Origin of the sequence: Enterocloster clostridioformis (genome assembly GCF_020297485.1) — a bacterium.
Lineage (GTDB): Bacteria > Bacillota > Clostridia > Lachnospirales > Lachnospiraceae > Enterocloster > Enterocloster clostridioformis.
This window is the reverse complement of sequence record NZ_JAIWZC010000001.1, coordinates 2,795,725-2,821,491: the sequence shown is the minus strand read 5'-3', so window position 1 is coordinate 2,821,491 and position 25,767 is coordinate 2,795,725. Positions and strand designations below refer to the sequence as shown.

Here is a 25,767-nt window from a genome sequence, read left to right as displayed (position 1 = left end):
TGCAGTTTTATGATTATGGAGGAACGCGATGCTTTTACGTGAACTGAAATCAATAGAAAAGACTGGTTCCGGCTATATTCTGCACGGGGATGCGGCAGATGTATTGCTGATTTTTATGACGGATGACGTGATTCGGGTACGGGTGAGCTTCCGGCGGGATTTTAAGGAAGAATCCTATACGCTGGTGACTACCGCCTGGGAGGATCGGATGGACGAACTTTTAAAGGACGAGCGCACACGCATCGAGCCCCTGGATATTCCCTGCGAGGAGAAGAACGGAAAGCTTGTATTTACAACAGGCACCTGCGTCCTGGAAATCAGCAAAACCCCCTTTTTCCTGACGTTAAAGACCCTGGACGGGGCTGTCGTTTATCAGGATCTGAAGGAGAGGGCGTTTGAGGAGGATCATCTGGGACGGTTGGCCCACTATTCCAAAATGGATCCGGTTAACGACCACTTTTACGGCTTTGGCGAAAAGACGGGCTGTCTGGACAAGAAAGGGAGAAGACTCAGGATGTCACCCAAGGACGCGATTGGCCACGATCCGGAGTTTGGGGATCCCATGTACAAGCATATACCGTTTTATATCCGGATCAACGAGAAAACAGCCTATGCCATCGGCTTGTTTTATCATAATTCCTACGACAGCGTATTTGATATGGGGCAGGAGGTTTCCGGCTATTGGGATCGGTATTGCTATTATCAGACGGATGGGGGAGATATTGACCTGTTCCTGCTCAAGGGTCCTGAGCTTTCGGCGGTTTTAGACCGCTATACGATGCTGACGGGGCGCTGCGCGCTGCCCACCAAACAGTCTCTGGGGTATTGTGCCTCGACTATGTATTACGCAGAACTGGAGGACAACTGTGATCAGGAAATCTATCGGGTAATCGATAAGCATGAGAAGGAGGGCATCCTGATCGATAACTTTTGGCTGGCATCCGGCTATTCCAGCGGCGAGGAGGACAACCTCCGCTATATCTTTAACTGGAATTACAGGAGATTTCCAAATCCTGAGGATTTCTTTGAGCGTATGAATGCCAGAGGAATCAATGTGATTCCCAATCTGAAACCGGGTATTCTGAAAAATCATCCTTATATGAACCTGTTTGAGGAGAACGGCGTGTTTATTAAAAACCCGGGCGGTGACGGGGATTATTATGGAAGATGGTGGGGCGGAGAAGGCAGGTTTTTAGACTTCACGAACCCGAAGGCCCGTGAAACCTGGAAGATGCTTTTGGAAGACCGGATTCTGAGAATGGGAACAAAGACCGTATGGAATGACAATTGTGAGATGGACGGCGTGGAGGATCGGGACGCATACTGTGATTTTGAAGGCGCCGGAGGGACAATGGCGGAGCTCAAGATTCTGCATTCCAATTTGATGGCATTTCTTGGAAAGCAGGCGATTGCCCACGTTTATCCGGGAGAGCGGCCCTACATAATCAACCGTGCGGGATATGCAGGCATCCAGAGATACGCGCAGGTATGGGGAGGAGATAACCTGACAGACTGGCGTACAGTGAAGTTCAACATCGCCACGATCGTGGGCATGGGACTTTCCGGCTGTGCCAACATGGGCTGTGACATTGGCGGGTTCGCGGGATCTGTGCCGGAGGCGGAGCTTTTGCTTCGTTGGATTCAAAACGGTATTTTCCAGCCGCGCTTCTGCTTAAATTCGGCAAATAACGACAACACGGTGACACAGCCCTGGATGTATGAGGAGAATCGGGAATATGTGAAGGCGGCTTACGCCCAGCGATACCGGATGCTTCCGTATCTGTACAGCCTGATGTATGAGGCAAACCAGAACGGCATGCCGGCTATGCGCCCGCTGTTTTTAGAGTTCCCGGAAGATAAGAAGTGTTACAGCGATAATAATTTCATCTTTATGTTCGGAAAGAGCGTGCTGGTTGCCAATGTGGTGGAGCCGGAGGCAAGGACAAGAACTATCTATCTGCCGTCAGGATGCAGATGGTTCGACATGAATGACAACCTGAAGGAGTATTCGGGCGGTCAGACTATCGAGCTTCCGGTAAATCTGGGCAGCATTCCCATGTTCCTCAGGGGAAGTGCGGTTTATGTGACCAGCGAGGATGTTAAGCATATTATGTCGGACAGGATGCGTCATGCGGATTTCCTGATCAGCGCGGATACGGACACCAGCTTTGTATTCTATGACGATGACGGACACACGGAGGACTATAAGAAGGGTGTTTACGCGAAAACCGCAGTTAATGTAACTGCCGGTAATCAGACGATAATTCACTTTGATACCAGGGGAACCTACGAATGCCCATTGGAGCGAGTTACAATCCGGCTTGTCAGCAAGCAAAAAGGTGCATTCTGGGTAACGGTTGACGGCGAGCGCATCCCGCGTTATCTTGTAAGGGACGGCTGGGAGGAAGCCGGAACCGGATGGTATTACAATCTTTCCGACAGAACCATCTGGGTGAAGTATGAGATACCGGAGAAAAAATCGTATGATGTCATTGTTTCAACGGAGAAATTCGACCTGATTGGAATGGTTGAGGAATAAAGAAAAGTGAAAGGTAACATTATGAATATTTATATGGGAAGCCAGTCCTGATGGGTCAGGTAGCACTAAGGACAAGAGAATTGATCCGAAAAATATGCCAGGCAAATGATGTGCCTTATCACCATCAGTGACCTATCTGACACATATTCCAAAGGCCTTCCATGGTGCTGTTCGTGTTTATATGTCCGCAACGTTAGTTCGTCTGATAAGATGGAGCCAGATGATGCGGAGGTATTATCCGATGTTCTTTCTGATGGGAGTTATTTGTGTGCCGCTATACCGCAGAATTTGAAGAAAAAAAGTGTCCGAGAGCCCCAAAAATGTCGGACCCTATATATTTAACAGACATAAAATTAAAGATACAAGAGTAGCCCCCCACCCCACGGCCGGTGAGTGTATACACGGTTCCTGATAAGTGATGATGAAAGCAGAAAACAATTTGGGCATATTGCATTACGCCCTGGAAAATGGTATTATTGACCTGTCATACGTACAAGAGAAAGTAAAAATGAACAAAGAAAAGAGTACCTGGCAAAGCGCGTATTTCTCCGATGACAAACGAAATCAGGAATTTGCTTAAACGAGTAAAGGACATTGGAGGTTCAATGGGGATATGAGTCAGAGTTTTTTTAAATGAGAACGGGAGAGTGCATGCGCCAATGATATCCTCCTGTTCAAAGAACAAATGTAGACAAGTAGGAAACAGTGAAAAGGGGATTTACGCATTCCGCAGGACGGTAAACTCTAAAAAGCGGTGTAAGGGGGTATCGGCTACAGCAGCACTTCTCGGACATACGGAAGATGTGAATGAACGGTATTATACATACGATATTAGCGGGATTGAGGAAAAGACTGAAATCATATCGCGTATTAATGCTGAAATGCCCAATCTGGGTAACAGGTAATCAATATATTGCAGAAAGGTAATCAAAAAAACAAAGGTTCCTGACACCGATAAGCATCAGGAACCTATGAATTAAAAGAAAAAATCGGAGTAACAGGATTTGAACCTGCGACCTCTCGGCCCCCAGCCGAGCGCGCTACCAAGCTACGCCATACTCCGTTCTCGAACCTCACTTATTATATCAGATAATTTTCATTTTGAAAAGACCTAATTTTAATTTATTCGGAGAATTTAAAAATGACACAGAAACCAAGTAAGAAAAAGCGGATTGTCAGCTTTGATTTAGATATGACACTGCTGGACCATAAGACATGGAAAATTCCGGACAGCGCTATGAAAGCCCTGGAGCTGCTGCGGAAAGACTCGGTCATTGTCATAGGAAGCGGCAGGAACATGGACCATGATATGAGTGTGGTATACCGGGATATGATTATGCCGGACGCAGTGATACACATGAACGGAACGCGGGTCGTGGCTGAGGGCAATGTCCTCTTTGAACATCTGATGGACAAGGGCCGGCTGAGGGCATTGCTGGAATATGGGGATACCCACGGAATTTCCCTGGGCGTCAGCCAGGAGGGAAAGGATTATTATATACACCCGGAGGGCGTAGTCCGCATGGACCGGCTTCGCTGGGGTGTTTCGGAACGCAATTTCATGGATGGATGGGAACTGATGGATATACCGGTGAGGACATTGGTGTACATAGGCGGTCCGGAAGGCGCCAGAGAGCTGGAGGACCATTTTCCTGAATTCAAATTTCCCATGTTCTCGGGGAACATGGGGGCGGATGTGGTGGAACGGGAGGCCTCCAAGGCAGAGGGACTGAAACGGCTGTGCCAGTACTATGACATAGGCCTGGAGCGGACAGTCGCCTTTGGAGACAGCATGAATGACTATGAGATTGTACGTGAGGCAGGCATCGGTGTTGCCATGGGAAATTCCGTGGAGGAGCTGAAGACCGTGGCGGATTATGTTACAGATGATATTGACCGGGACGGGATATGGAAGGCCTGCAGGCATTTGAGTTTGATTTAGGTTCGCCTTCTTTGAAGAAATGCTTGGAAGAAATTATTTAAAACATAATGTAATCAAGATAATTTAAAAGAATAATTTATTAAGAACATAAGGGAGAACGGGTATGGCAAGAGAATTTGACGTAGTGATTATAGGAGCCGGGCCAGGGGGCTATACGGCAGCGCTTAAAGCAGCGGAATTTGGCCTCAAGGTTGTGGTGATAGAGGCAAAGAAGATTGGAGGTACATGCGTAAACCGGGGATGCATTCCCACCAAGGCGCTGCTGCATGCCTCCGATATGTTTCATATGATGCAGAGCTGCGATGAATTTGGCGTGTCTACTGATTTCATTTCCTTTGATTTTGGGAAAATGCAGAAGTATAAGAAAAAAGCAGTGGTTAAATACCGGGATGGCATTCAATATGGCTTTGAAAAGCTGAATGTGGAAATTGTTTACGGAACAGCGGTGCTTCGCAGGGACAGGACCGTGGAGGTGGAGCTAAAGGAAGGCGGCCGGGAATTCTTCCGCGGAAACGCAGTCATCATAGCCACAGGCGCGGTGTCCTACATGAGCCGGATTCCCGGCGCGGACCTGGCAGGCGTATGGAACAGCGACAGGCTGCTGGCAGCGGAGAGCTGGAATTTTGACAGGCTGACAATCATGGGCGGAGGCGTTATCGCGGTGGAGTTTGCCACCATGTTCAACAACCTGTGTTCCCATGTGACCATTGTGGAGAAGCAGAAGCATCTGATGGCGCCCATGGATGATGTAATGTCTGCGGAGCTGGAAAAGGAGCTGCGCCAAAAGGGCATTGACGTGTACTGTGATGCCACGGTTACTGAGATACTGGAGGAAGAGGGCGGACTCAGCTGCGTCATCACTCCCAACGGGGAGGGAGAGCCCGTTAAAATGAGAGCAGGCCAGATACTCATGGCCATCGGGCGCCGGCCAAATGTGGAAAAGCTTTTGGGCAGGGACATTTCTCTTGAGATGGAAGGCGGGAAGATTGCCGTAAACAGCAATTTTGAGACAAGCGTGCGGGGAATCTACGCCATTGGTGACGTGTCCGCCAGAACACAGCTGGCCCACGTGGCAGCGGCCCAGGGCACATATGTGGTGGAGAGGATAGCCGGAAGACCCCACAGCATTAAGCTGGAGGTAGTGCCCAATGGCATGTATGTGTCCCTTCCAATCGTGCCAAACTGTATCTATACGGATCCGGAGATTGCCACCGTCGGCATCACGGAGGAAATTGCCAGGGAAAAAGGGCTGAAGGTGCGCTGCGGGCATTTCTCCATGAGAGAAAATGGAAAATCCATCATAACCGGCGGGGAAAATGGATTTATCCGTCTGGTATTTGAAGCGTATTCCAACACCATTGTGGGGGCGCAGATGATGTGTCCCAGGGCCACGGATATGATTGGAGAAATAGCCACGGCCATAGCCAACGGACTGAGCGCAGAGGAAATGTCCTTTGCCATGCGGGCGCAGCCTACTTACAATGAAGGCATTGGGGCGGCTATAGAGGATGCCATGAGGAAGAAATAGGTGCGGGGGAGACAGAAAGAAATGGAAGGAAGGATAATAGTATGATTGTGATTCAGAGCAGGCTGAACGCATTGCGGAAATTGATGAAAGAGCGGGGAATGGATGCGTATATGATACCCACGGCTGATTTCCATGAATCCGAATATGTGGGAGAGCATTTCAAATGCAGGGAATATATGACCGGATTTACCGGATCGGCAGGTACGGCCCTGGTTACAATGGACGAAGCATGCCTTTGGGTAGACGGACGCTACTATGTGCAGGCAGTTGCCCAGCTAAAGGATTCCACGATGACCATGATGAAAATGGGACAGGAGGGCGTTCCCTCCCTGGGAGCGTACCTGGACGACAAAATGCCTGAGGGCGGCTGCCTGGGATTTGACGGCAGGGTAGTAAATGCGGCCGAAGGGCTTGCCCTGGAGGAACTGTTAAAGGAGCGGGGCGCGCGTATTTCCTACGGGGAAGACCTGGCAGGCATGATTTGGGAAGAACGGCCTGAGCTGTCGGCGGAGCCTGCATGGGTTCTGGATGAGAGATATGCGGGAAAGAGCGCATTGGAAAAGATCGCGGATGTGAGGGCGGCTATGAAAAAGGCCCATGCATCGGTCCATGTGCTTACCTCCCTGGATGATATAGCATGGCTGTTAAATATCAGAGGCAACGACATCCTGTACAATCCGGTGGTGCTGTCGTACGCGCTGTTGACCATGGACCAACTGTACCTGTTTGTCAACAGCAGTGTGCTGGTGGGAAAAGCTTATCCGTATCTGGAGGATGCGGAGGACATAAGCGTGAGGGAGTATCTGGAACGGATGGGTGTCACGGTGATGCCTTATGACGGAGTATATGACATGGTGGAGGAGCTTAAGGGCGAAAAGGTCCTGCTGGAGAAATGCAGGGTCAACTATGCCGTTTACCGCTTGATTAACGGAGCCAATAAGGTAATCGACAGAATGAATCCCACTGCTTCCATGAAGGCGGTTAAAAATGATGTGGAGATAGAAAATGAAAAGCGGGCCCATATCAAGGACGGCGTGGCCATGACCAAGTTTATCTACTGGCTGAAGAAGAATATGGGGCGCATTCCCATGGATGAAATCAGTGTGTCGGATTATCTGGAGAAGCTGCGCATGGACCAGGAGGGGTGTATAGGCCTGAGCTTTGCAACCATATCCGCATATGGTGCACATGGAGCCATGTGCCATTATTCCGCCACACCGGAGAGCAATATCTCTCTGGAGCCCAGGGGACTGTACCTTATTGATTCCGGAGGTCAGTATTATGAAGGGACCACCGACATTACCAGGACCATTGCCATGGGGCCGGTGACAGATGAGGAAAAGGAACATTTTACTTTGGTGCTTATGAGTATGCTGCGCTTGGGAGACGTTAAGTTCCTCCATGGCTGCCGCGGACTCAGCCTAGATTATGCGGCCAGAGAGCCGCTGTGGAGACGGGGACTTAACTATGAACATGGCACCGGACACGGGGTGAGCTATCTGTCCAGCGTACATGAGCGCCCCAATGGCATCCGCTTCAAAATGGTCCCGGAGCGCCAGGATAATGCGGTGATGGAAGCGGGTATGATTACATCGGATGAACCTGGCGTGTATATTGAGGGAAGCCACGGAATCAGAACGGAGAATCTGGTTTTGTGTGTTGAGGACGAAAAGAATGAATATGGCCAGTTCCTGCGGTTTGAGTACCTGACGTATGTTCCTGTTGATTTGGAGGTAATTGACAGGGGGATTATGTCCGACCGGGATGTGGAACTGCTGAACCGGTACCATGAACAGGTGTATGAGAAGATTAGTCCATATTTGGATGAGGATGAGAGAGTGTGGCTGGCGGAGGTTACGAGAGCGGTTTGATGATGGCCGGATACGGAGAAAAGGGCCGGACAGACTGAAATAGATAATGGGTGTAAAATGGCTGGGTAATCCCGCGGCATTGCAGAATGCAGAGCAGTGCTGCGGGAGATGCCGGGCCTTTTTTGCGGGAAAGGGTGAGGTGTTTGGTGGTGGGATTTTTTGAGGGTTTGTGTGGGGGATGGGGGTAGTATCCGGCAGCATGAACACTTTTACGAGATAGGACCCTTATAATGGGGAGGGTAAAAGGTTATGTTGACTTGTTAGCTGACAGCAGGTATGTGATTTATTCAGTTTATATGGTTATACATTAGGGGAAATATATGGTAGAATGGCCATATGGATTTTGATTTTGAGGGAGGTTAGGTATTTTTGAATGAAGTTGAAGTGACTTGGAAATGGTTATAGGCGTAGAAAATTATGGACGAATATAGGAGATAGATAGAAAGATGGCTGAAAGGATGGAGAGAGGGATGGCTGGAAAAATAGCTGGAAAGACGGCTAAAAGAATGGATACAGGTTCGGGAAAAGAAAGCAGGAAAGCCGTAGATGGAGATAAAGACAGAGCAAAGGATAGTAAACATAAGGTGAGGGACGGAGAAGGTAAGACTGGTGTGGGTAAGAGCGGGAAACGGTTTGCAGAAGATGGGGATGCTTTGTCCAAACAGCGCAGTGGAGAAAAACGCAGGGATGGCAGTTTGCCAAGAGAGCGCAAAGGGACGGATGGATTGTCTGCACCAAAAAAACAAGATGGAAGGGGATTAAGTGCTGGATATCGGAGAGAGGATTCCAAAAGAGGCGGTTCATATGGGGGACGGGGAACCAGAAGGAGCAACAGTATCTGCCCGGTGCTGAATCTGTGCGGAGGCTGCCAGCTGCTGGATATGGAGTATGCTAAGCAGCTTGATTTCAAACAGAAGCAGGTAGAGGAACTGCTAAAAGGGCTCTGTCCTGTTAAGCCTATTATTGGTATGAAGGATCCATTTCATTACCGCAATAAGGTTCATGCTGTATTTGACAGAGATAAAAAAGGAAATATCATTTCCGGAATATATGAAGAAAATACACACCATGTAGTTCCTGTGGAGAAGTGCCTTATAGAGAACCAGAAGGCGGATGAAATCATCGGTACTATACGCGGAATGCTCAAATCTTTTAAAATTCGGACCTATGATGAGGATACGGGCTTTGGACTTCTCAGACATGTCTTAATCCGCAAGGGTTTTTCCACAGGGGAAATTATGGTAGTGCTGGTTACGGCATCTCCAGTGTTTCCGTCTAAGAATAACTTTGTTAAGGCTTTGCGGGAGAAACATCCGGAGATTACCACCATCGTCCAGAATATTAACGGAAGAGGGACAAGCATGGTTCTGGGTGATAAGGAGCATGTGTTATATGGCAAGGGATATATTGTGGACGAACTGTGCGGATGCCGGTTCCGTATATCGTCAAAGTCATTTTACCAGGTGAATTCCGTGCAGACAGAAATTCTTTATGAAAAGGCATTGTCACTGTCCGGTCTTACCGGGCGGGAACTGGTGGTGGATGCGTACTGCGGTATCGGAACCATTGGAATCATAGCAAGTAAGGCTGCCGGGAAGGTTATTGGAGTGGAACTGAATCAGGATGCGGTCAGGGATGCTGTTAATAATGCGAAGATGAATGGAATAGATAATATTCGTTTTTATTGTAATGACGCCGGCCGTTTTCTGGTGAATATGGCTGAACAGGGTGAGAAAGCAGATGTGGTTATCATGGATCCTCCCAGAAGCGGAAGTACGGAGGAGTTTATGGACGCCGTAGGAAAGCTGGGAGCCGGAAAGGTGGTGTATGTGTCGTGTAATCCGGAAACGCTGGCCAGGGATGTGAGGTATATGAAGAAGCTGGGGTATCGGGCGGTGGAGGCTTGGCCGGTGGATATGTTTCCGGGGACGGTGCATGTGGAGACAGTAGTACTTTTGTCCAAACTCAACACCAAGCAGCATATCGAGGTGGAGCTGAATCTGGACGAGTTGGATTTGACATCGGCGGAGAGCAAAGCTACCTATGAGGAAATCAAGACGTATGTACTGGAGCATACTGGCCTGAAAGTCAGCCACCTTTATATCGCCCAGGTCAAACAGAAGTATGGCATTATCGAGCGGGAAAACTATAATAAACCGAAGTCTGTGAATTCCAGACAGCCGAAATGCCCATCGGAGAAGGAAGCCGCCATTACAGAGGCGCTAAAGCATTTTGGAATGATTTGAGGTGACGAATTTGGAGCACTTGATTTCTTGTGAGTTCAATATCGACACTGCTTGTGTAGAGCTTAAATTTGCTGATAGCAGCATTATTTCTATTGACTGCACCGCAGTCGAAAACGAGATTTCAAGCAATATGTATCAGCGTTCTGAATTAGATTACTTGGTTTTCAATGATCCGGTTGCCTATGCTGACTTAATTCTCAATGGGACCCCGGAAGTTTACTTGAAAACCGTCACAGAGGATAAGCCTCTGGACTAACTAAAATCCGCCAGTACCGATAATCTTAAAGTTTCGGTGCTGGCGGATTTTGTTTTTTACCTCTATTTATGGCTGTTCCTTTTTTATGCACCTGTAAATAATTACAGCTGTACATATTTGCCGGTTGCGCTATAATTATATTACAGAGGAGGGCTATAGTATGAGCGAGCCTTTTGACTATGGACATTTTGATATCGTTTTGGCTGAGTATTTACAGGAGAAAAAAGTCAGCAAAAATCGTTTGGCTGAGGAAGCAAACCTACAACGGACACAACTGAACGCTTATTGTAAGAATGACATCAAGAGACCAGACCTCGATGTTTTAGCTCGTATTTGTTATGCTCTTAACTGTGATTTGGCGGACATAATCCGTTATGTACGCCCTTCCCATGAGAACGGAGGAAGCAGTAATGGCTGACACAAAGGTAATTGTCATTCCAGATGGTAAAATCTGCGACTATATTGACAGCAAGTTCAGAAACGATACTCCCGAAGAGTATGTTCGTCAGACAATAGAAAAACGTCTTGTGAACGAACACAAATATCTCACATCGCAGATCAAAATTGAGTTCACTCTTCAAGTCGGCTCAAGAAAACCTCGGGCAGACATTGTAATCTGGGACAAAGATGCTCCAGAGCAAACACAGGGCACAATTAAGATTATTATTGAGTGCAAAAAGGAAACCGTCGATGCCAGAAACGCCAAGGATGGAATAGCACAATTGCAGTCCTATATGTCTGTATGCCCGAACTGCGAATGGGGTATGTGGACAAATAGCATTCAAAAGTTTGTCTTCCGTAAATATACAGATGGTGCTGGGAATATTTGCTTTATGGAATACAACGATATTCCTTCTGCGGATGGCAATTTAGATGAGGTAAACAGACCTAGCCGGAAAAATCTGCGCAATGCTTCGGATGATAATCTGCTGTTTGTGTTCAAAACCTGTCATAATCACATTTATGTGAATGATGGTATGCAGAAACAACCTGCATTTTTTGAGTTGCTAAAAGTCATTTTTTGCAAGATCGAGGACGAGCGAAATATACCAAAGCCTCTGGAATTTTTTACAACGTCTGAGGAGCGTTCAAATCCGGATGGGCAACTGACTGTACAGAAACGCATTTCCCAAATCTTTCAGCGCGTAAAGAAGCGTCATGGTAAGATTTTTGACGCAAATGATGAGATCAAGCTGACGCCTCGCAGCTTAGCGTATATTGTCAGCGAATTGCAGCGGTACAGCCTGCTCAGCACGAATATTGACATCAAGGGAAAAGCATATGAAGAAATTGTAGGAGCCAATCTCCGCGGCGACAGGGGCGAGTTTTTTACGCCCAGAAATGTTATGAAGATGGTTGTGGAGATGATAAATCCTCGTATTGACGAGCGTGTCCTGGATAGCTCCTGTGGTACTGGCGGTTTTCTTGTACAGGCAATGACACATGTTATTGCCCAGCTTGAAGCAGAGTTTTCTGCCAGCATGGGAATTCCTAAAAAAGATTGGGATGGCGACACCGTAAAAGTATTTCAAGATCGGATTTCCGAGATGGCTTCGACCAGTTTCTTTGGTTTTGATATTAATCCTGATTTAGTCAAGGCAACCAAGATGAACATGGTCATGAACAATGATGGTAGCGGAAATATTCTGCAAACAAATTCCCTCCTGCCTCCGCACGAATGGACAGATGAGTTCAAGACACGGCTTGCGGAGGCACTACATATCAAGAAGTCAGAAATTCGCAACCATGAAAGTATCGCGTTCTTTGATGTAATTGTAACAAATCCCCCATTCGGCAGTAAAATTCCTATCAAGGACAAAAATATCCTTGAACAGTTTGAACTTGCCCACATTTGGGAAAACGACAAGAAAACCGGCACTTGGAGGATGACTGAGCGTTTGCAATCATCTGTCCCGCCTGAAATTCTATTCATTGAGAGATGCTCACAGTTTCTCGTTCCAGGTGGGCGCATGGGAATAGTTTTGCCGGATTCCATCCTTGGATCACCGGGATTGGGGTACATTCGTGAATGGCTGATTCAGAATCATAGGATTATTGCCAGCGTTGATCTCCATGTAGATACTTTTCAGCCTCATAACGGCACACAAACATCGGTTCTATTTCTTCAAAAGAAAACAGCAGCACAAAAGGGCAAAGAAGCGGCTACAGGACAAATGGCCGACTATAATATCTTTATGGCAATGGTTGAAAGGGTAGGACATGATAAGAGAGGCAATCCCATTTTCAAGCGTGATGTAGAAGGTAATGAAATCCTTGCCCCGGATACGGATAACATCATGGTTCTCGGTGAAACCGGGGAGGGTGATCGCACTGTCTCTCACGAGCGCAAGAGCAAGGTGCCTGACGATCAGACCACTGCCGTACCAGCAATCTTTGACGACTGGAAGCGAAGGGAGGGCATTGCATGGTAGCAGGTAACTTGGCCCACAAAATGAATACCGCGCCTGAAATAGAAGTTCATCTTCCGGAAAGCCCTATAAAGTGGTGTTCGGTCTCCCTCTCCGATATGATTTCCCGTGGGAAGCGGCTGGAGGCTAGCGTATTTGATGTGGAGGCAAAACAAGCGCGGGAGAGTGTTTATAAAGGGAAATATGGAACTGTTATTCTCTATGGTGATAGCGGCTTGATTGAAACTGCCTATTATCCTGGCTGGATGCAGCGGAGCCGGCTCAAGAGGATATGGTGTGATAAGCCATATGGAGAGGGGTTCTATCTTCCTTCACAGATGACCGATCTCTATCCTGTTCCAGAAAAACATATATCTCGGTTGGCAGATTGTAATATGGATGAACTCCGCTTAAAGGAAAACACTTTATTGCTGACGCGCAGCGGTACAATAGGCAACATCTCATATGTATCAAAAACCTTGGCCGGTTGTGTTTTTTCTGATGACGTAATTCGTGTTACCTTCAAAAAAGAATATGACTTGGGATACGTTTATACCTATCTCAAATCAAAGGTGGGCAGTTTAATTTTACAAACCAATGGCTATGGTTCAGTAATTACCCATGTTGAGCCGGACCACTTATCAGAAATCCCGGTTCCCGATGCTCCTGTGGGGTTGCGGCAGCGTATCCATAATTTGATTGCACGCTCCTATGCTTTGCGGGACGAGTCCAATGAAATGATTGATAAGGCTACAAGCCTGATGATAGCAGAACTTCACCTGCCAGCTATACATGAATTTCAAAAGGTAGCCGCCCCTGTGAGCACATTCGATATAAAACTAAGCAATATGAATCTGCGGCTTGATGCTTCCTACCATGTTCCGGCGGTAGATGCGATTATTGCCCACCTCAAAGAGAACGCCGCCGAAGTAACAACCGTAGGCGACAGCCGGATAAGTAGATCAGTCATTCTCCCAGGCAGGTTTAAGCGTGTTTATGTAGACGAAGGGCATGGCCGAGGCTTTATCGGCGGAAAGCAACTTGGGGAATTGGATCCTTCCAATAAAAAGTATTTATCGTTGGCCCATCATGGGGAGCGGATAGATGAGCAGTTGGAATTGCACGAAAACATGACATTAATTACAAGAAGTGGAACTATCGGAAAAACAGCTTTAGTACCTAAACACTGGGAACATTGGGTAGCAAGTGAGCACATCATTCGTGTAACCCCCGCCAATTCCCAAATAGCCGGATATCTGAATATTTTTCTTGCTTCCGATTATGGGCATCAACTAATTACTCGTTTCACATATGGCTCTGTGGTTGATGAGATTGATGATGATCATGTTCGGCAAATTCCTATCCCACTGTTGCGTAATCAAGAGATGCAGCAACAAATCAACTCCCTAGCACTTGAATCGAACGTCAGGAGATATGAGGCCTACAAGCTGGAGCAAGAAGCCCTTCGCATTATGAACGTGGAGGTTATTTTTGCCAAATAGATGTCAGCTTGTAAGACCCATTCGACTGACATATGACAGCTCCATGGACTTATGAAGGCAAAATCGATGAGCAGTTTTCTATTCGGTATCACTGGTATATTGCCGCTCCAGCCTTTCTGGAGTAGCTGGGTTGAGAATAGTAATCTTCCTCCCCAGCTTCCTGGCATACCTCACTGTCATAGCCGTCCCGCCCCGCCACTCGCCGTTGTAGACGGCCAGCAGATAGGCAGAATGCTCAACCAGATAGCGATTGCGTTTCAACATACATTCTTTATTGTACTTCCGGCTTACATACACAATTGAATCCGCCTGCTTCAAAATAGAATAATAAAGTTCCCGCGCCGAAGCCGACCACTGATCCGCCTGTCCCTCGTAGGGAAGGACACAGTGGAGCTTTAGCGCGGGATTTTCTTTTTTCAAGGCAAAAACGGCCAGCGCTGCCCAAGTGTCGGACCCCTCCGCCATGCCAGAAAGAAAGTCGGTATACCCAGCGCCCACCAGTGTGGCAATTTGTTCTGAGAGCATTCTTTTTAGAGTAACACATCTAGCATCTGTTTCATCATAGCCCCAGGGAAATTTCTTCGGGCGGTGGCCTGTGAACGCACAGCACCTTTCAATCATCATGATCTGCCTCCGATTTTTAATTTTAGTATGGGGGTTATATCCCCTTAATAAGGGAGATTATAACCCCCATACTAGTTGGTGTCAATCGGGGGTGAGTGTGTGATCGTCTTTGATAAATTGTAAGCGTCAAATAAGATGGTGGATAGAAAAATAACCACTAACCCTCTATACTAAAAGGGCAGTGGTTATCGGCAACGTTCCTGTACCATGGGATCCCATGGCAGATAGTCATCCAGATATTCCGGATTTTCGAGAAATCTACTCCCCGGCATATCTGCCAGGATATACTTGATGTATTTCATTGCATCCAGGCCGTTGGCTTTGGCTGTTTCTACCAGGGTGTAGATTCCCGCACTTGCGGCAGCACCCTTCGGACTTCCGGCAAACAGCCAGTTCTTCCGGCCGATCACAAAGGGGCGGATACAGTTCTCCGCAAGGGAATTGCTGATGGAGCAGTTTCCATCCCCAAGATAGTTGAAGAACTCCTGCCGGTTGTTCAGGGCATACTGGAAAGCGGTATGGAGCTTCGACTTTGGCAATTCCCCGGCAGAGCTTATCTCTGCCCACGACCAGAAAGCCTCGAGAAGCGGCTTCTCGCGGTCAAGTCGTTCTTTTTTCTTTTGTTCCGGGGGAAGGCCGTCCAGTTCCTTTTCTATCTCAAACAGTTTATTCAGACGAATGACTGCTTCCGCAGGTTTTGAGGCTTCCGGGCCATGGATGTCTTTTGGCAGCGCGTCCACAAAAGCGCGGCGCAGATGTGTGTAACACAGACATCTCGTAACCCCTTTCACCCCATTATACCCGGAATAAGCATCCGTATGGATATATCCGGTATAGCCTTTTAAAAATGTTTCCGGATATTTCCCACCCCTCCCCGGCTGGTACTCAAAATACCGGACCGGCCGTTTGCTGTCCCTGGTGCTGCAGTACACCCACATATAGGAATCCGAAGTGTTCTTCCTCCCTGGTTCCTTCAGCACCTGCACATGGGTCTCGTCGATATGCAGATATCCCTGCTTTAGAAGTTCCCGTCTGAGATGGGAGACCACATGGGAAAGCCAGTCCCGGCAGACGGCCAGGAGCCAGTTTGACATCGTTGCCCTGCTTAAAGACAGCCCCATGGCTTCCCATTCCTTTTCCTGACGGTATAAGGGGATGCCCAGTTCAAACTTCTGATGGACAAGCCATGCGATCGTGGAAGCAGATGCAAGGGAGTGCATGACCGGAGGATGGGGCACCGGGGATTTCTCCATATAAGGCGTCCCGTTTTTGCGGCATGCCCTGCATTCATAGGTTTCCCGGTAATGGTCAACCACTTTGAGGCTGGCAGGGATGAACTGTACCTCGGTACGCACAAACTCCTCACCAACTTTAACCATGGTACCTCCGCATCTCTCACAGATCTGTTCACTTTCATCGATCGTGTGGAGCACTTTGCTGCGGGGAATGTCTTTTATCAGTTTTTCCCGCTGGCCGGCACATTTCCTTTTACGCAGATATTTTTCGACCTCCACCAGATCCGGCTCATGGGCATCCGGCTCAGCACAGGATTCCATTTCATTAAAAAGAGACATCTGTCCCTCTATTTCAAGGGCAGACGTCTTCTCTGATTTTGTTCCATAAAGTTTACGGGTAAGGAAATCAACCTGCTCCCTAAGGAGCCGGACCTGCTGTTCCAGTTCTTTGATCTGCTTTTGGTACTCCTGCGCTGTATCCTGCATGGGCTGAAAACCTTCCTGTTCTGATAAATTCATTATACCATAAAACAGCAGGATTTTCCAGCATTTATAAGGAATTCCCGGGGTTTTCAGGCTTCGGGGGAACCCAGCTGCGGACCGCTTTTGGCTGCTCCGGGTTCAGGCCCTCCAGCAGCCAGCGGAGCTGCTGGTGGGAGATCTGTCTGGCTTCTTCGCCCGTCCGCGGCCATTGGAGGCGGCCGTTTTCGTAGCGCTTATAGAACAGGCAGAAGCCGTCCCCTTCATAATGGACTGCCTTGATCCGGTCCGCCCGTTTCCCGCAGAAAAGGAACAGGGAATTGCTGTAAGGGTCAAGCTGAAAGCTGTACTGGATGATATCCACCAGACCGTCCAGCTGTTTTCTCATATCTGTGTACCCGGTGCGCAGATAGATCTTTTCCACCCGGGAGAGGTCACCTAACATGATCTCACCGCTTTCAGAATGGTCTCCAGCAACTCGCGGGGCGTATCTTCAAAGAGGTCAACAGTCACCGTACCGGCACGGAGTACTGCTGCAGGAGCGGCACAGGGATCCTGCCTGCCGTGAAGGGATACCTCCGTAAATTCCGGAGCCGCATCCGGAATCAACGCAGTCTGCTCCATGACCGGCCTGCATCCATGACTCTTTCGGGGCAGTTCTTCAAGCGCCAGTTTCCGGATCTTTGCGATCCAGTAGTAATAGCTTTTTAGGGAGATATGATGTTGTTCGCACCATGCCTGGTTTGTTAGACCGGAGGCTCTGCATTGCCGGATCACGTCCAGCCAGTACTGAAGTTTTACCTGTTTATCCGGAGTTAAAGCGGAAATGTCCATTGGTATTCTCCTTTATCTGGATTTAGAGTTTTGGGAGGGAACTCTAAAAACTCTAACCCCAAGTTTACAAGAGAACGCCAAATATTTCACTACACGTTCTTATTTGACGCTTACGATAAATTGTGGGGTGTCATGAAGGAAAAGGGAGTCTCCACATATCTGCTGCGAGAGAAGTGCGGTATCGACAGTAAAACCATCCGTCGGCTACGGGCAAACGACAATATGGAGACAAAGACGCTAAATAAACTGTGCGCGGTACTTGATTGTCGCCTGGAGGATATTGCTGAATATCTTCCAGACGAGCAGTAACAGCTCTACGGTTCTATGTGTACAGAACCGTAGAGCTGTTAGTATTTTCGGGGCGAGGTGTTCAGACTGCGTTTTAGCAGTATTTGTACCCCAGGCTCCGAAAATGTAGGGGGAATCCAAGGGGGGATACTTCCTCTCTTGGCACACGACTTTCCCTCGGAAAGTCTAGTGTGTTATACCTTTGCTTCCGGCTGACGCCGGGAAGGGGCTGACTGCGGCATCTGCGACTTGGGCAGATGGGCAGCGGGCAGACACTTTTCGGCGGCAGTAGGACAGGCGGATTTTGTACGGACACGGACGAAATCGGGATTTGCTCACAGGGCAAAATCCGCCTGCCCGGAAAAGGAAGCAGAGGTATATAAGCTCCCGTCCCGCCGCAGCGACAGTTCCCTCTTTAGTCTGCTTCCCCTTTGGATTTCTCACGGCTTTTGTAGACGTTATACTGGTTCTTGCACCGTGGGCTGCAAAAAGCGGCGTTGGACCGGCTGCCCAGGAACACCTTCTGACAATGCTTGCACAGGCGCAGGGGCTGGTCATTGTCCACCAGCATGAAGCTGAACATCATCTGGATACCCAGCAGCAGGGAGTGAAAGTCCCAATAAATAGTGGGCTTATCCAGCAGCTCGATGTGGTAACTGGGGGCGATCCCGCCGAACGCAGCCATGGACTTGCGATACAGCCCCCGTGCGTCCTCGTCGATGGAATCATAGTCATTGTAGTACAAAATAGCAGTGGTCAGCGTAAAGGCCCAGTCCTTGAACTGCTGGGCAACCCAGTCATAGGGTTCCGCATATTCCCGCTGGAAGCTCATGTTCTTCGCCATCGGCTCGTCCATAAAGGTCATGGTCAGGGCAACCATCGTCCGGTCACCGGACACATTCCAGGAGGATTCAATGCCTTTTTTCACCAGGTCCAACTGGTCAAAGGGGTAAAACAGGGACAGATATTTTTCTGTTGCCATGGATTCTTCCTTGATGAAGTGGTTTTTCGGCAGGTACACCGCCTCATAGTCCATAAAGGACGGTGTGGTGGGCAGAGCGGTCATCAGCCCCAGCAGGCCGTACCGGGTGACAAATTCCATCACCGCCTTTTCCACTTCTGCTTCTGGCTTGCGTCCCATCATCAGCATCCCCACATTCAGCGCGTCCAGCACAATGTTCGGGACCTCTTTCAGCGGATTGTAGACATCCGGTTTTGCACTCTTGCCGGGGGTGATGTACCGTTTGCCATCTTCCGCTGTTTTCAGCTCATAATGATCGTACCGCACCCAATGGGAACGGGATTGTTCAAACAAATTTTTCATCATACACGCCCTTTCTCCTTAATCGTCCCAATTATCAGGGGCGGTTTTTCTTTTTTCTGCGTTTGGTCTTGTTCTCCCGCCGGATCACGGCATCCTTGCCCTGTTTCCTTGCAATTTTCGAGTATTCCTCCAAAAACAGTCGCTCCCGCAAGGTCAAACCGCTACCATGCTCCTGCTTGCCGCACAGATGGTCATACATCTGGCGCTGCAATTTCTTGTGTATGGTTTTCCGCAGCTTGCGAATGTTACGGTCAGACTGCCCACGAACAGCGGCAAGCCGGGTGGTGCTGTACAGCCGCAAAGAGAGAAAATAAAGGACTTCCTTGTGTTCCTCACTCAGTTCCTCCACCATGCGGGAAATAAAGGCGTCGGCGGTCAGATTCTGCATCTCATAGGGGCAGTCAAACAGGATGTCCAGAAAGTTCCCGGCCATCAGCTGCCGGTATGCGGGGTTGTTCATCCATCGGGGAATGAGCTTCGGTTCCGGCACCGCCTGATATTCCAGCGGCACATCACCACGAAGGTTTTCATGGTCCCGTTCCCGGCGTTCCCGGTTCTGATCCAGCTTGTCCCATTCTCCTACGACAACTCGGAAATCCTCCTCGGTGCGGGCTGCTTCCTCCAACCGCCGAACCGCTTCCGCCCGGATTTCCCGCTTTAGGCGCTTTTCGCTGACCGGGGCGGCTTCTTCTTCCTCGTTCTCCAGTTCCGCTTCATAGTCGATAGGATGCTCGTCCTGCTCCAGCTCATTTTCCAGTTCGGCCAGACGTTCTTCCACAAGCGCCTGTTCCAGCGTTTCCTCCGCCGCACCAGTGCCCGTCCCATCGTCCCATACGGTGAAGCCACCCTCGGTATCCAGAAGCTCGTCATCAGACAGATACGCCATGACCTCACCTCTTTCAAAAATATTTTGTGATTTTTCAAAAATGGTTCCGTTTTACACCCCGGATTTCTCCTATTAGTGAAAGGGTAATCTGAAAGCCGATTACTTTTTCTGGAACCATATAAACATTATACAGCGACTGCGCCGGAAGCGCAAGAAAGAGAGGCTCTATGGTAAAAAACGGCATCCAGGATTTTCTTTCGGAAGGGAGTGAGCAGTAATGACATGGTTTGAGCTGATAAAACAAGTTGTCCGTGTTCCAGAAGCAGCGGCCTATTATGGGCTGCAAATCAGCCGAAACGGCATGGCCTGTTGTCCCTTCCACGATGACCGGCACCCCAGCATGAAGCTGAACGAGAGGTACTTTTACTGTTTTGGCTGTGGGGCTACCGGCGACGTGATCGACCTTGTGGCAAAGTTGTTTGGCCTGAGCAGCTACGAGGCGGCTAAAAAGCTGGCTCATGACTTCGGGATTGACCCGGACAAGCCACCAGCGGCAATCGCCCTGCCCAGACCAAAACGTCCTCTGCTGAAAGCATACCGGCAGGAGGAAGTGCGCTGCCTGCGGGTGCTGTGTGATTATCTGCATCTTCTGGAACGCTGGAAGGTACAGCACGCACCTAAGAGACCGAAAGATAATCTGGATGATCGGTTTGTAGAAGCCTGCCAGATGCTGGACTGTGTGGAGTATCTGGCAGATTTGCTCATTGCCGCCGAGCTGGAACAGCGAGTGAAAATCGTAGAAATACTAAACAAGGATGGCCTGATCGCCGGTTTGGAGGAACGGTTAAAGAGATTGGAAAAGGAGGAAGTTACACATGAAGAAAAACAAGCAGCCTGACGGAATGCCCGTCTGGTTTGATGGAAAAAGCATCAACGAAGCCCTGTTTTGTGATGAGTTCTTGCAGACGCACAAGATCATCTTCACAAACGGGGCTTTTTTCACGCCAGAAGGCCGTGTGACCGATGAACTGCCCCTGCGGGGAGAGATTTTTGAGGAGCTGAAATGCTGTGCGGTCAGCAACATTCCCCGCAAAATCAGCAACATTGTGGAACTGATGAAACTGGCGGCGCTGGAGGAGGATTTTCCTCCGGAACCGGACCGGGTTCATCTTTCCAACGGGACACTCTTTCTGGACGGGACCTTTGTGGAGGGAAAGCCAAAAATTGTCCGCAACCGTTTCCCTGTGGCCTACAACTCCAATGCCCCGAAACCTGTTCTCTGGCTGAAATTTCTGGATGGCCTGCTCTACCCGGAGGACATCCCCACCTTGCAGGAATATATCGGCTACTGCCTGATTCCCAGTAATAAGGGACAGCGGATGATGGTGATTAAAGGCAACGGCGGCGAGGGCAAGTCACAGATAGGCGCTGTGTTGGGAGCTTTATTCGGCTCCAATATGAAGGACGGGAGCATTGGGAAAATATCGGAGAACCGGTTTGCCCGTGCGGATTTGGAGCATATCCTCCTGTGCGTGGATGACGATATGCGAATGGAAGCCTTGCGACAGACCAACTATGTAAAGTCCATCGTGACCGCCCAGGGCAAAATGGATTTGGAGCGCAAGGGCAAGCAGAGCTATCAGGGATGGATGTGCGCCCGGCTGCTGGCCTTCTCCAACGGAGATTTGCAGGCGCTGTTCGACCGGAGCGACGGATTTTACCGCCGCCAGCTGGTACTGACCACGAAAGAAAAACCGGCTGGCCGTGTGGATGATCCCGACCTTGCCGAGAAGATGAAAGCCGAGGTGGAGGGCATCCTGCTGTGGGCTTTTGAGGGGTTGCAGCGGCTGGTGGCCAATAACTTCAAGTTCACCGAGAGCCAGCGTACCAGAGAAAACCGGGAGGCCGTCAAACGAGATAACAACAATATCTTTGATTTTCTGGATTCAGACGGGTATATTCGCCGGAAAGCCGATATGTCGGCCAGCTCCAAAGAGTTGTACGAGGCATACCAGATTTACTGCACCGAAAACAACCTGTCCGCCCTGAAACCCCGCAGCTTCAGCGAAGCCCTGATTGCCTGCCAGAGCCGCTACAACCTAGAATACTGCAACAATGTGACCAATGCCGCCGGACGGCGAGTGCGCGGCTTTCTGGGTATCGAGGTGCTGGTGAGAAACAATATGTCGGTGTTTTCAGGCGATTCGATGCGTACGTACGTACCGGAAGATGTACCGGAGGAATGGCGGCGCTGATACTGTGTACGTACGTACGCTTTGATTGACCCTTGTTCCCCCTTTTATAGCGATTCAGCGGTTGTATATCAAAAATCACTGGCAAAATTGGGGGGGTAAATTAAGGCAAGTGAGAATCGGAAAGTATTTGACGGTTGGAAGAAATCATTTTGCGAAACCGTGCTTCTCGAACCAGCGAACTGGGTGCATGGAATTATGGGAAAATGCACGGTTTCGAGCCAAGTCACACGGAACGGGAAAGTCGGAAGGTGCAGGTAATGGACAGGACATCGCACCGGCAATTCTGAACAGATTTGGTAACAAGAGAATTTTTCACGATACGGCGAAGCGGCTATGCCTGAGGGCGTACCGGCTTCGCTTTTTTATCAAGTAAATTTAGGAGGATTTTTGATTATGACGGTACGCAGCGAGATTAAGGCGCAGATCGTCCGGGCGGGATACACCATGCAAGAGGTAGTTGACCTGCTCCATGAGGAATACGACTGGTCGGACAGTGTTTCCAACCTGTCGGCCAAGCTCCAGCGGGAATCTATTCGCTACAAGGAGGTCGTGGAGCTGGCCGACGTGCTGGGCTATGACCTGATCTGGCAGAAACGGAGTGACAGAGTATGAGCAAGCCGCAGTATGCCATTCTCCGCTTTGCCAAGTACAAAGGGCCAGAGATCAGGAACATTGAAGCCCACAACGAGCGAACCAAAGAGAAATACGCCAGCAACCCCGATGTGGACATCAGCAGGAGCAAGTACAATTTCCATCTGATCGAGCCGGAACAGAAATATCGTGCGGAGGCTGAGCGGCAGATCAAAGAAGCCGGTTGCCGTACCCGGTCAGACAGTGTTCGAGTCGTGGAAGCTCTGGTAGCTGCCACACCGGAGTTCTTTCAGGGAAAGAAAAAATCTGAGATCAGAGCCTATTTTCAAGAGGCGCTGACATTTATCCAGCAAAACCAAGCCCCTAAAACAATCATATCCGCCGTGGTGCATATGGACGAGAAAACGCCCCATATGCACCTTTCTTTTGTCCCGCTGACTGTGGATGGCAGGCTCAGCGCCAAGGAGATCGTGGGAAATAAGAAAAAGCTGACCCAGTGGCAGGACAAATTCTGGGAACACATGGTGCGAAAATATCCCGACCTGGAGCGTGGGGAAAGTGCCAGCCAGACTGGACGTGACCACATCCCGCCCAGAGTGTTCAAAGAGATGACCCGACTGACCAAGCAAAAAGCCAAGCTGGAGGAGCTGCTGTCCGGCATTGGAGCCTTTAACGCAAAAAGCAGAGCTGCCGAGATTGCAGCTCTGCTGGATAAGTATATCCCTGCGGTGGAGCAAATGCACAGCACCATGAAGAAGTATCAGGTGGCATTTACGGAAACCACCGTGGAGAACAAAAAGCTGAAACAGAAGAACACTCAACTGGAGCATTCCCTAGAGAAAGCAACCCAAGAAAGCACTTTGAAGCAGCTGGCCGATGCCAAGCTGCGGCGGGACTATGCTGACGCCGTTGCTGTGCTGGATCGCATTCCAAAAGAAGTGCTGGCGGAGTATATGCACAAACCGGACAGACGGAGGATAAATGCCTATGATAGATGAGTGGAACGGCTTCGCCGTTTTACTGGCAAATATGATTGAAAAATATGCCGGGGAGCTGGACTTAGATTCTTTGCCTGATCCGGTGTTCCCCGAGAATAAAATCTCAAACCACAACACAGGTAAAAATGTTTACAAAGAAAATATTGAAACGCCAAAAGCAGCATGATACAATAATCGTGAGATAAGTGTCCAAACATATTTTTCAAGGGAAGAAATGCTTCCCTTGGAAATACATAAGGAACTGTTGAGCAGTATAAGCGAGGAAGGACCATGGTAAAAGAAAAGATAAAAGTTTATACCTATACACGAGTGTCTACCGCCATGCAGATTGACGGCTACTCGCTGGATGCCCAGAAATCCCGCATGAAAGCCTTTGCAGAATTCAATGATTATGAGATTGCTCACGAATATGAGGATGCTGGAAAATCCGGTAAATCGATTGAAGGCCGTACGCAATTTAACCAGATGATGGAGGACATCAAAACCGGCAAGGACGGCGTTTCCTTTGTTCTGGTATTCAAGCTGTCCCGTTTTGGTAGAAATGCGGCGGATGTCCTTTCCACCTTACAGGTCATGCAGGATTTTGGCGTCAACCTGATTTGCGTGGAGGATGGCATTGATTCCTCTAAAGATGCGGGAAAGCTGATGATTTCCGTCCTATCGGCAGTGGCGGAAATTGAGCGTGAAAACATCCGTGTCCAAACCATGGAAGGTCGTATCCAAAAGGCCAGAGAGGGCAAGTGGAACGGCGGCTTTGCCCCCTACGGCTATAAACTGGTGGATGGCAAGCTGAAAATCAACGAGGAGGAAGCTCCGGCGATTCGCACCATCTATGAGCAGTATGTTACAACCGATTCCGGCGCAAATGGGATCGCAAAATATCTTGAAAATCACGGGATCAGCAAAGTCCAGCGGCAGAACGGGAAAAATCCTCTTTTTGATGCCCGTCTGATTCGCATGATTCTAAAAAATCCGGTTTACTGCGGCAAGATTGCTTATGGCAGACGAAAAACTGAAAAGGTGCATGGAACCAGAAATGAGTACCGTTTGGTGGAACAGGAAAACTTCTTGTTGGTGGATGGTCTGCATGAGGCCATTATCCCGGAAGATGTATGGCAGGCAGCACAGGTCAAGTTGGCTGCTCAAGCCAAACGGTATGAACACGTCAACAAAGGGAAAAACGAATGTACGCACCTGTTGTCCGGCATTGTAAAATGTCCCGTATGTGGTGTTGGAATGTACGGCAATAAGTGCGTAAAACGGAAAGCGGACGGCAGCAAATACAAGGATTTCTACTACTATGGCTGCAAACATCGCTCTATGACCCGTGGGCATAAATGCGATTACAAGAAGCAAATTCGGAAAGAGCTGCTGGACGATGCTGTGGCGGAGGTAATCTGCAAGCTGGTCAGCAATCCCAGATTTGCAGCGATGATGCAGGAAAAGATCAACATGAAAGTCGATACCACGGCGATTGAGCAGGAAATCAGCAACTATGAAAAGCAGCTTCGTCAGGCTTATTCCACCAAATCCAAGCTAATTGAAGAAACCGACTCTCTTGACCCAGACGACCGGCATTACCGCAGACGGAAATCTGACCTTGATGATCGGCTCTATGGGATGTATGATAAGATTGAAGAATTGGAATCCCTGCTGATTGCAGCCAGAGCCAAGAAACAGGCTATTGAAGCAGAAAAGCTGACCGGCGATAATATCTACAAGGTTTTGATTTACTTCGATCAGCTCTATGGAAAGATGAACGACAGAGAGAAACGGCAGCTGATTGAGGAACTGATCTCTGAAATTCAGATTTACCCGGAGCGTCAGCCCAATGGACAGTGGCTGAAATCCATCAAGTTTCGGCTGCCTATCATAGAGGAAGATATGAATATCAGTTTGGACAATGAACAGCAAGTTGAGACCGTCACGTTGCTCGTGCGGAAACCTTGATTCTAGGCGGGTTTGCGGGATTTTTAGCGGGAAATGGAGTTGTGTTTTTGTGGATGGTGAGATGGATAAG

General features: G+C 48.9%; 23 protein-coding genes and 1 tRNA gene. 17 read left to right on the top strand and 7 right to left on the bottom strand.

Annotated features, from left to right (window positions below; genetic code table 11):
* The first annotated feature begins 28 nt into the window (after positions 1-28).
* Both LA360_RS14195 and LA360_RS14190 read left to right on the top strand, forming a co-directional pair.
* Positions 29-2,539 (top strand): glycoside hydrolase family 31 protein, encoded by a 2,511-nt coding sequence (locus tag LA360_RS14195; RefSeq protein WP_112482101.1) that lies wholly within the window; start codon positions 29-31, stop codon positions 2,537-2,539.
* Positions 2,540-2,957: 418 nt separating this feature from the next.
* Complete coding sequence (locus tag LA360_RS14190; RefSeq protein WP_166431290.1) at positions 2,958-3,119, top strand: hypothetical protein; 162 nt, start codon at positions 2,958-2,960, stop codon at positions 3,117-3,119.
* Between the two features lie 409 nt (positions 3,120-3,528).
* Here the strand turns inward: LA360_RS14190 and LA360_RS14185 are convergent.
* Positions 3,529-3,602 (bottom strand) — tRNA-Pro (locus LA360_RS14185).
* 78 nt (positions 3,603-3,680) lie between these two features.
* On the opposite strand from LA360_RS14185, the gene LA360_RS14180 reads away from it, so the two are divergent.
* The 8 genes from LA360_RS14180 (at position 3,681) to LA360_RS14145 (ending at position 14,292) form a co-directional block, all read left to right on the top strand.
* Entirely contained in the window at positions 3,681-4,481 is an 801-nt protein-coding gene (locus LA360_RS14180) for an HAD hydrolase family protein (protein ID WP_057572013.1), read from the top strand.
* Positions 4,482-4,584: 103 nt separating this feature from the next.
* Positions 4,585-6,009 (top strand): dihydrolipoyl dehydrogenase, encoded by a 1,425-nt coding sequence (lpdA, locus tag LA360_RS14175; protein WP_057572014.1) that lies wholly within the window; start codon positions 4,585-4,587, stop codon positions 6,007-6,009.
* A gap of 41 nt (positions 6,010-6,050) precedes the next feature.
* Entirely contained in the window at positions 6,051-7,880 is a 1,830-nt protein-coding gene (locus LA360_RS14170) for an aminopeptidase P family protein (protein WP_112482099.1), read from the top strand.
* A gap of 446 nt (positions 7,881-8,326) precedes the next feature.
* Positions 8,327-10,126 (top strand): 23S rRNA (uracil(1939)-C(5))-methyltransferase RlmD, encoded by a 1,800-nt coding sequence (gene rlmD / locus LA360_RS14165; RefSeq protein WP_112482097.1) that lies wholly within the window; start codon positions 8,327-8,329, stop codon positions 10,124-10,126.
* Between the two features lie 10 nt (positions 10,127-10,136).
* Positions 10,137-10,382: a DUF6061 family protein gene (locus tag LA360_RS14160; protein ID WP_112482258.1), complete on the top strand. Its 246-nt coding sequence runs from the start codon at positions 10,137-10,139 to the stop codon at positions 10,380-10,382.
* A 160-nt stretch (positions 10,383-10,542) separates the two neighbouring features.
* Entirely contained in the window at positions 10,543-10,800 is a 258-nt protein-coding gene (locus LA360_RS14155; RefSeq protein ID WP_112482096.1) for a helix-turn-helix domain-containing protein, read from the top strand.
* The gene (locus LA360_RS14150) at positions 10,793-12,814 is read left to right on the top strand and encodes a type I restriction-modification system subunit M (RefSeq protein WP_112482094.1); all 2,022 of its coding nucleotides are present in this window, start codon (positions 10,793-10,795) and stop codon (positions 12,812-12,814) included. The genes LA360_RS14155 and LA360_RS14150 overlap by 8 nt, the downstream gene beginning before the upstream one ends.
* Positions 12,808-14,292 (top strand): restriction endonuclease subunit S domain-containing protein, encoded by a 1,485-nt coding sequence (locus LA360_RS14145; RefSeq protein ID WP_112482092.1) that lies wholly within the window; start codon positions 12,808-12,810, stop codon positions 14,290-14,292. Before LA360_RS14150 ends, LA360_RS14145 begins: the two co-directional genes overlap by 7 nt.
* 78 nt (positions 14,293-14,370) lie before the next feature.
* Here LA360_RS14145 and LA360_RS14140 read toward each other — a convergent pair whose 3' ends face one another.
* From LA360_RS14140 to tnpA, 4 genes are all read right to left on the bottom strand, one after another.
* Positions 14,371-14,916 (bottom strand): SLOG family protein, encoded by a 546-nt coding sequence (locus LA360_RS14140; RefSeq protein ID WP_225537543.1) that lies wholly within the window; start codon positions 14,914-14,916, stop codon positions 14,371-14,373.
* A 185-nt stretch (positions 14,917-15,101) separates the two neighbouring features.
* Complete coding sequence (gene tnpC, locus LA360_RS14135; RefSeq protein ID WP_112482090.1) at positions 15,102-16,637, bottom strand: IS66 family transposase; 1,536 nt, start codon at positions 16,635-16,637, stop codon at positions 15,102-15,104.
* Positions 16,638-16,701: 64 nt separating this feature from the next.
* A complete protein-coding gene (tnpB, locus tag LA360_RS14130) occupies positions 16,702-17,055 on the bottom strand; it encodes an IS66 family insertion sequence element accessory protein TnpB (RefSeq protein WP_166433513.1) in 354 nt (117 codons plus the stop codon).
* Positions 17,056-17,069: 14 nt separating this feature from the next.
* Positions 17,070-17,465, bottom strand: coding sequence for an IS66 family insertion sequence element accessory protein TnpA (gene tnpA / locus LA360_RS14125; RefSeq protein ID WP_057571583.1), 396 nt, complete (start codon positions 17,463-17,465; stop codon positions 17,070-17,072).
* Between the two features lie 30 nt (positions 17,466-17,495).
* Here tnpA and LA360_RS14120 point away from each other — a divergent pair, with 30 nt between their 5' ends.
* Positions 17,496-17,774 carry a helix-turn-helix domain-containing protein gene (locus LA360_RS14120; RefSeq protein ID WP_318653991.1) on the top strand — a complete coding sequence of 93 codons (279 nt, stop codon included), beginning with the start codon at positions 17,496-17,498 and terminating at the stop codon, positions 17,772-17,774.
* Positions 17,775-18,168: 394 nt separating this feature from the next.
* Here the strand turns inward: LA360_RS14120 and LA360_RS14115 are convergent, their stop codons facing one another.
* Entirely contained in the window at positions 18,169-19,080 is a 912-nt protein-coding gene (locus LA360_RS14115; RefSeq protein ID WP_112482088.1) for a recombination protein NinG, read from the bottom strand.
* Positions 19,081-19,111: 31 nt separating this feature from the next.
* Complete coding sequence (locus LA360_RS14110) at positions 19,112-19,963, bottom strand: sigma-70 family RNA polymerase sigma factor (RefSeq protein ID WP_112482086.1); 852 nt, start codon at positions 19,961-19,963, stop codon at positions 19,112-19,114.
* Between the two features lie 217 nt (positions 19,964-20,180).
* Between LA360_RS14110 and LA360_RS14105 the strand changes: the two genes are divergently transcribed.
* The 6 genes from LA360_RS14105 (at position 20,181) to LA360_RS14080 (ending at position 25,697) form a co-directional block, all read left to right on the top strand.
* Positions 20,181-20,801: a CHC2 zinc finger domain-containing protein gene (locus tag LA360_RS14105; protein WP_112482085.1), complete on the top strand. Its 621-nt coding sequence runs from the start codon at positions 20,181-20,183 to the stop codon at positions 20,799-20,801.
* Complete coding sequence (locus LA360_RS14100; RefSeq protein WP_112482083.1) at positions 20,779-22,158, top strand: DNA primase family protein; 1,380 nt, start codon at positions 20,779-20,781, stop codon at positions 22,156-22,158. The genes LA360_RS14105 and LA360_RS14100 overlap by 23 nt, the downstream gene beginning before the upstream one ends.
* A 444-nt stretch (positions 22,159-22,602) precedes the next feature.
* Positions 22,603-22,770 (top strand): LLM class flavin-dependent oxidoreductase, encoded by a 168-nt coding sequence (locus LA360_RS14095; RefSeq protein ID WP_330411277.1) that lies wholly within the window; start codon positions 22,603-22,605, stop codon positions 22,768-22,770.
* Positions 22,767-23,747 carry a MobV family relaxase gene (gene mobV, locus LA360_RS14090; RefSeq protein ID WP_112482081.1) on the top strand — a complete coding sequence of 327 codons (981 nt, stop codon included), beginning with the start codon at positions 22,767-22,769 and terminating at the stop codon, positions 23,745-23,747. Before LA360_RS14095 ends, mobV begins: the two co-directional genes overlap by 4 nt.
* Positions 23,737-23,913 (top strand): hypothetical protein, encoded by a 177-nt coding sequence (locus tag LA360_RS14085; protein WP_166433705.1) that lies wholly within the window; start codon positions 23,737-23,739, stop codon positions 23,911-23,913. Before mobV ends, LA360_RS14085 begins: the two co-directional genes overlap by 11 nt.
* Before the next feature lie 104 nt (positions 23,914-24,017).
* Entirely contained in the window at positions 24,018-25,697 is a 1,680-nt protein-coding gene (locus LA360_RS14080) for a recombinase family protein (RefSeq protein ID WP_112482079.1), read from the top strand.
* The last annotated feature ends 70 nt before the right edge of the window (positions 25,698-25,767 follow it).

Coding starts and splice junctions, on each gene's coding strand:
- LA360_RS14195 (WP_112482101.1), top strand. CDS start 29: ATGCTTTTACGTGAACTGAAATCAATAGAAAAGACTGGTTCCGGCTAT.
- LA360_RS14190 (WP_166431290.1), top strand. CDS start 2,958: ATGATGAAAGCAGAAAACAATTTGGGCATATTGCATTACGCCCTGGAA.
- LA360_RS14180 (WP_057572013.1), top strand. CDS start 3,681: ATGACACAGAAACCAAGTAAGAAAAAGCGGATTGTCAGCTTTGATTTA.
- lpdA (WP_057572014.1), top strand. CDS start 4,585: ATGGCAAGAGAATTTGACGTAGTGATTATAGGAGCCGGGCCAGGGGGC.
- LA360_RS14170 (WP_112482099.1), top strand. CDS start 6,051: ATGATTGTGATTCAGAGCAGGCTGAACGCATTGCGGAAATTGATGAAA.
- rlmD (WP_112482097.1), top strand. CDS start 8,327: ATGGCTGAAAGGATGGAGAGAGGGATGGCTGGAAAAATAGCTGGAAAG.
- LA360_RS14155 (WP_112482096.1), top strand. CDS start 10,543: ATGAGCGAGCCTTTTGACTATGGACATTTTGATATCGTTTTGGCTGAG.
- LA360_RS14150 (WP_112482094.1), top strand. CDS start 10,793: ATGGCTGACACAAAGGTAATTGTCATTCCAGATGGTAAAATCTGCGAC.
- LA360_RS14145 (WP_112482092.1), top strand. CDS start 12,808: ATGGTAGCAGGTAACTTGGCCCACAAAATGAATACCGCGCCTGAAATA.
- LA360_RS14140 (WP_225537543.1), bottom strand. CDS start 14,916: ATGATGATTGAAAGGTGCTGTGCGTTCACAGGCCACCGCCCGAAGAAA.
- tnpC (WP_112482090.1), bottom strand. CDS start 16,637: ATGCAGGATACAGCGCAGGAGTACCAAAAGCAGATCAAAGAACTGGAA.
- tnpA (WP_057571583.1), bottom strand. CDS start 17,465: ATGGACATTTCCGCTTTAACTCCGGATAAACAGGTAAAACTTCAGTAC.
- LA360_RS14115 (WP_112482088.1), bottom strand. CDS start 19,080: ATGATGAAAAATTTGTTTGAACAATCCCGTTCCCATTGGGTGCGGTAC.
- LA360_RS14110 (WP_112482086.1), bottom strand. CDS start 19,963: ATGGCGTATCTGTCTGATGACGAGCTTCTGGATACCGAGGGTGGCTTC.
- LA360_RS14105 (WP_112482085.1), top strand. CDS start 20,181: ATGACATGGTTTGAGCTGATAAAACAAGTTGTCCGTGTTCCAGAAGCA.
- LA360_RS14100 (WP_112482083.1), top strand. CDS start 20,779: ATGAAGAAAAACAAGCAGCCTGACGGAATGCCCGTCTGGTTTGATGGA.
- LA360_RS14095 (WP_330411277.1), top strand. CDS start 22,603: ATGCAAGAGGTAGTTGACCTGCTCCATGAGGAATACGACTGGTCGGAC.
- mobV (WP_112482081.1), top strand. CDS start 22,767: ATGAGCAAGCCGCAGTATGCCATTCTCCGCTTTGCCAAGTACAAAGGG.
- LA360_RS14085 (WP_166433705.1), top strand. CDS start 23,737: ATGATAGATGAGTGGAACGGCTTCGCCGTTTTACTGGCAAATATGATT.
- LA360_RS14080 (WP_112482079.1), top strand. CDS start 24,018: ATGGTAAAAGAAAAGATAAAAGTTTATACCTATACACGAGTGTCTACC.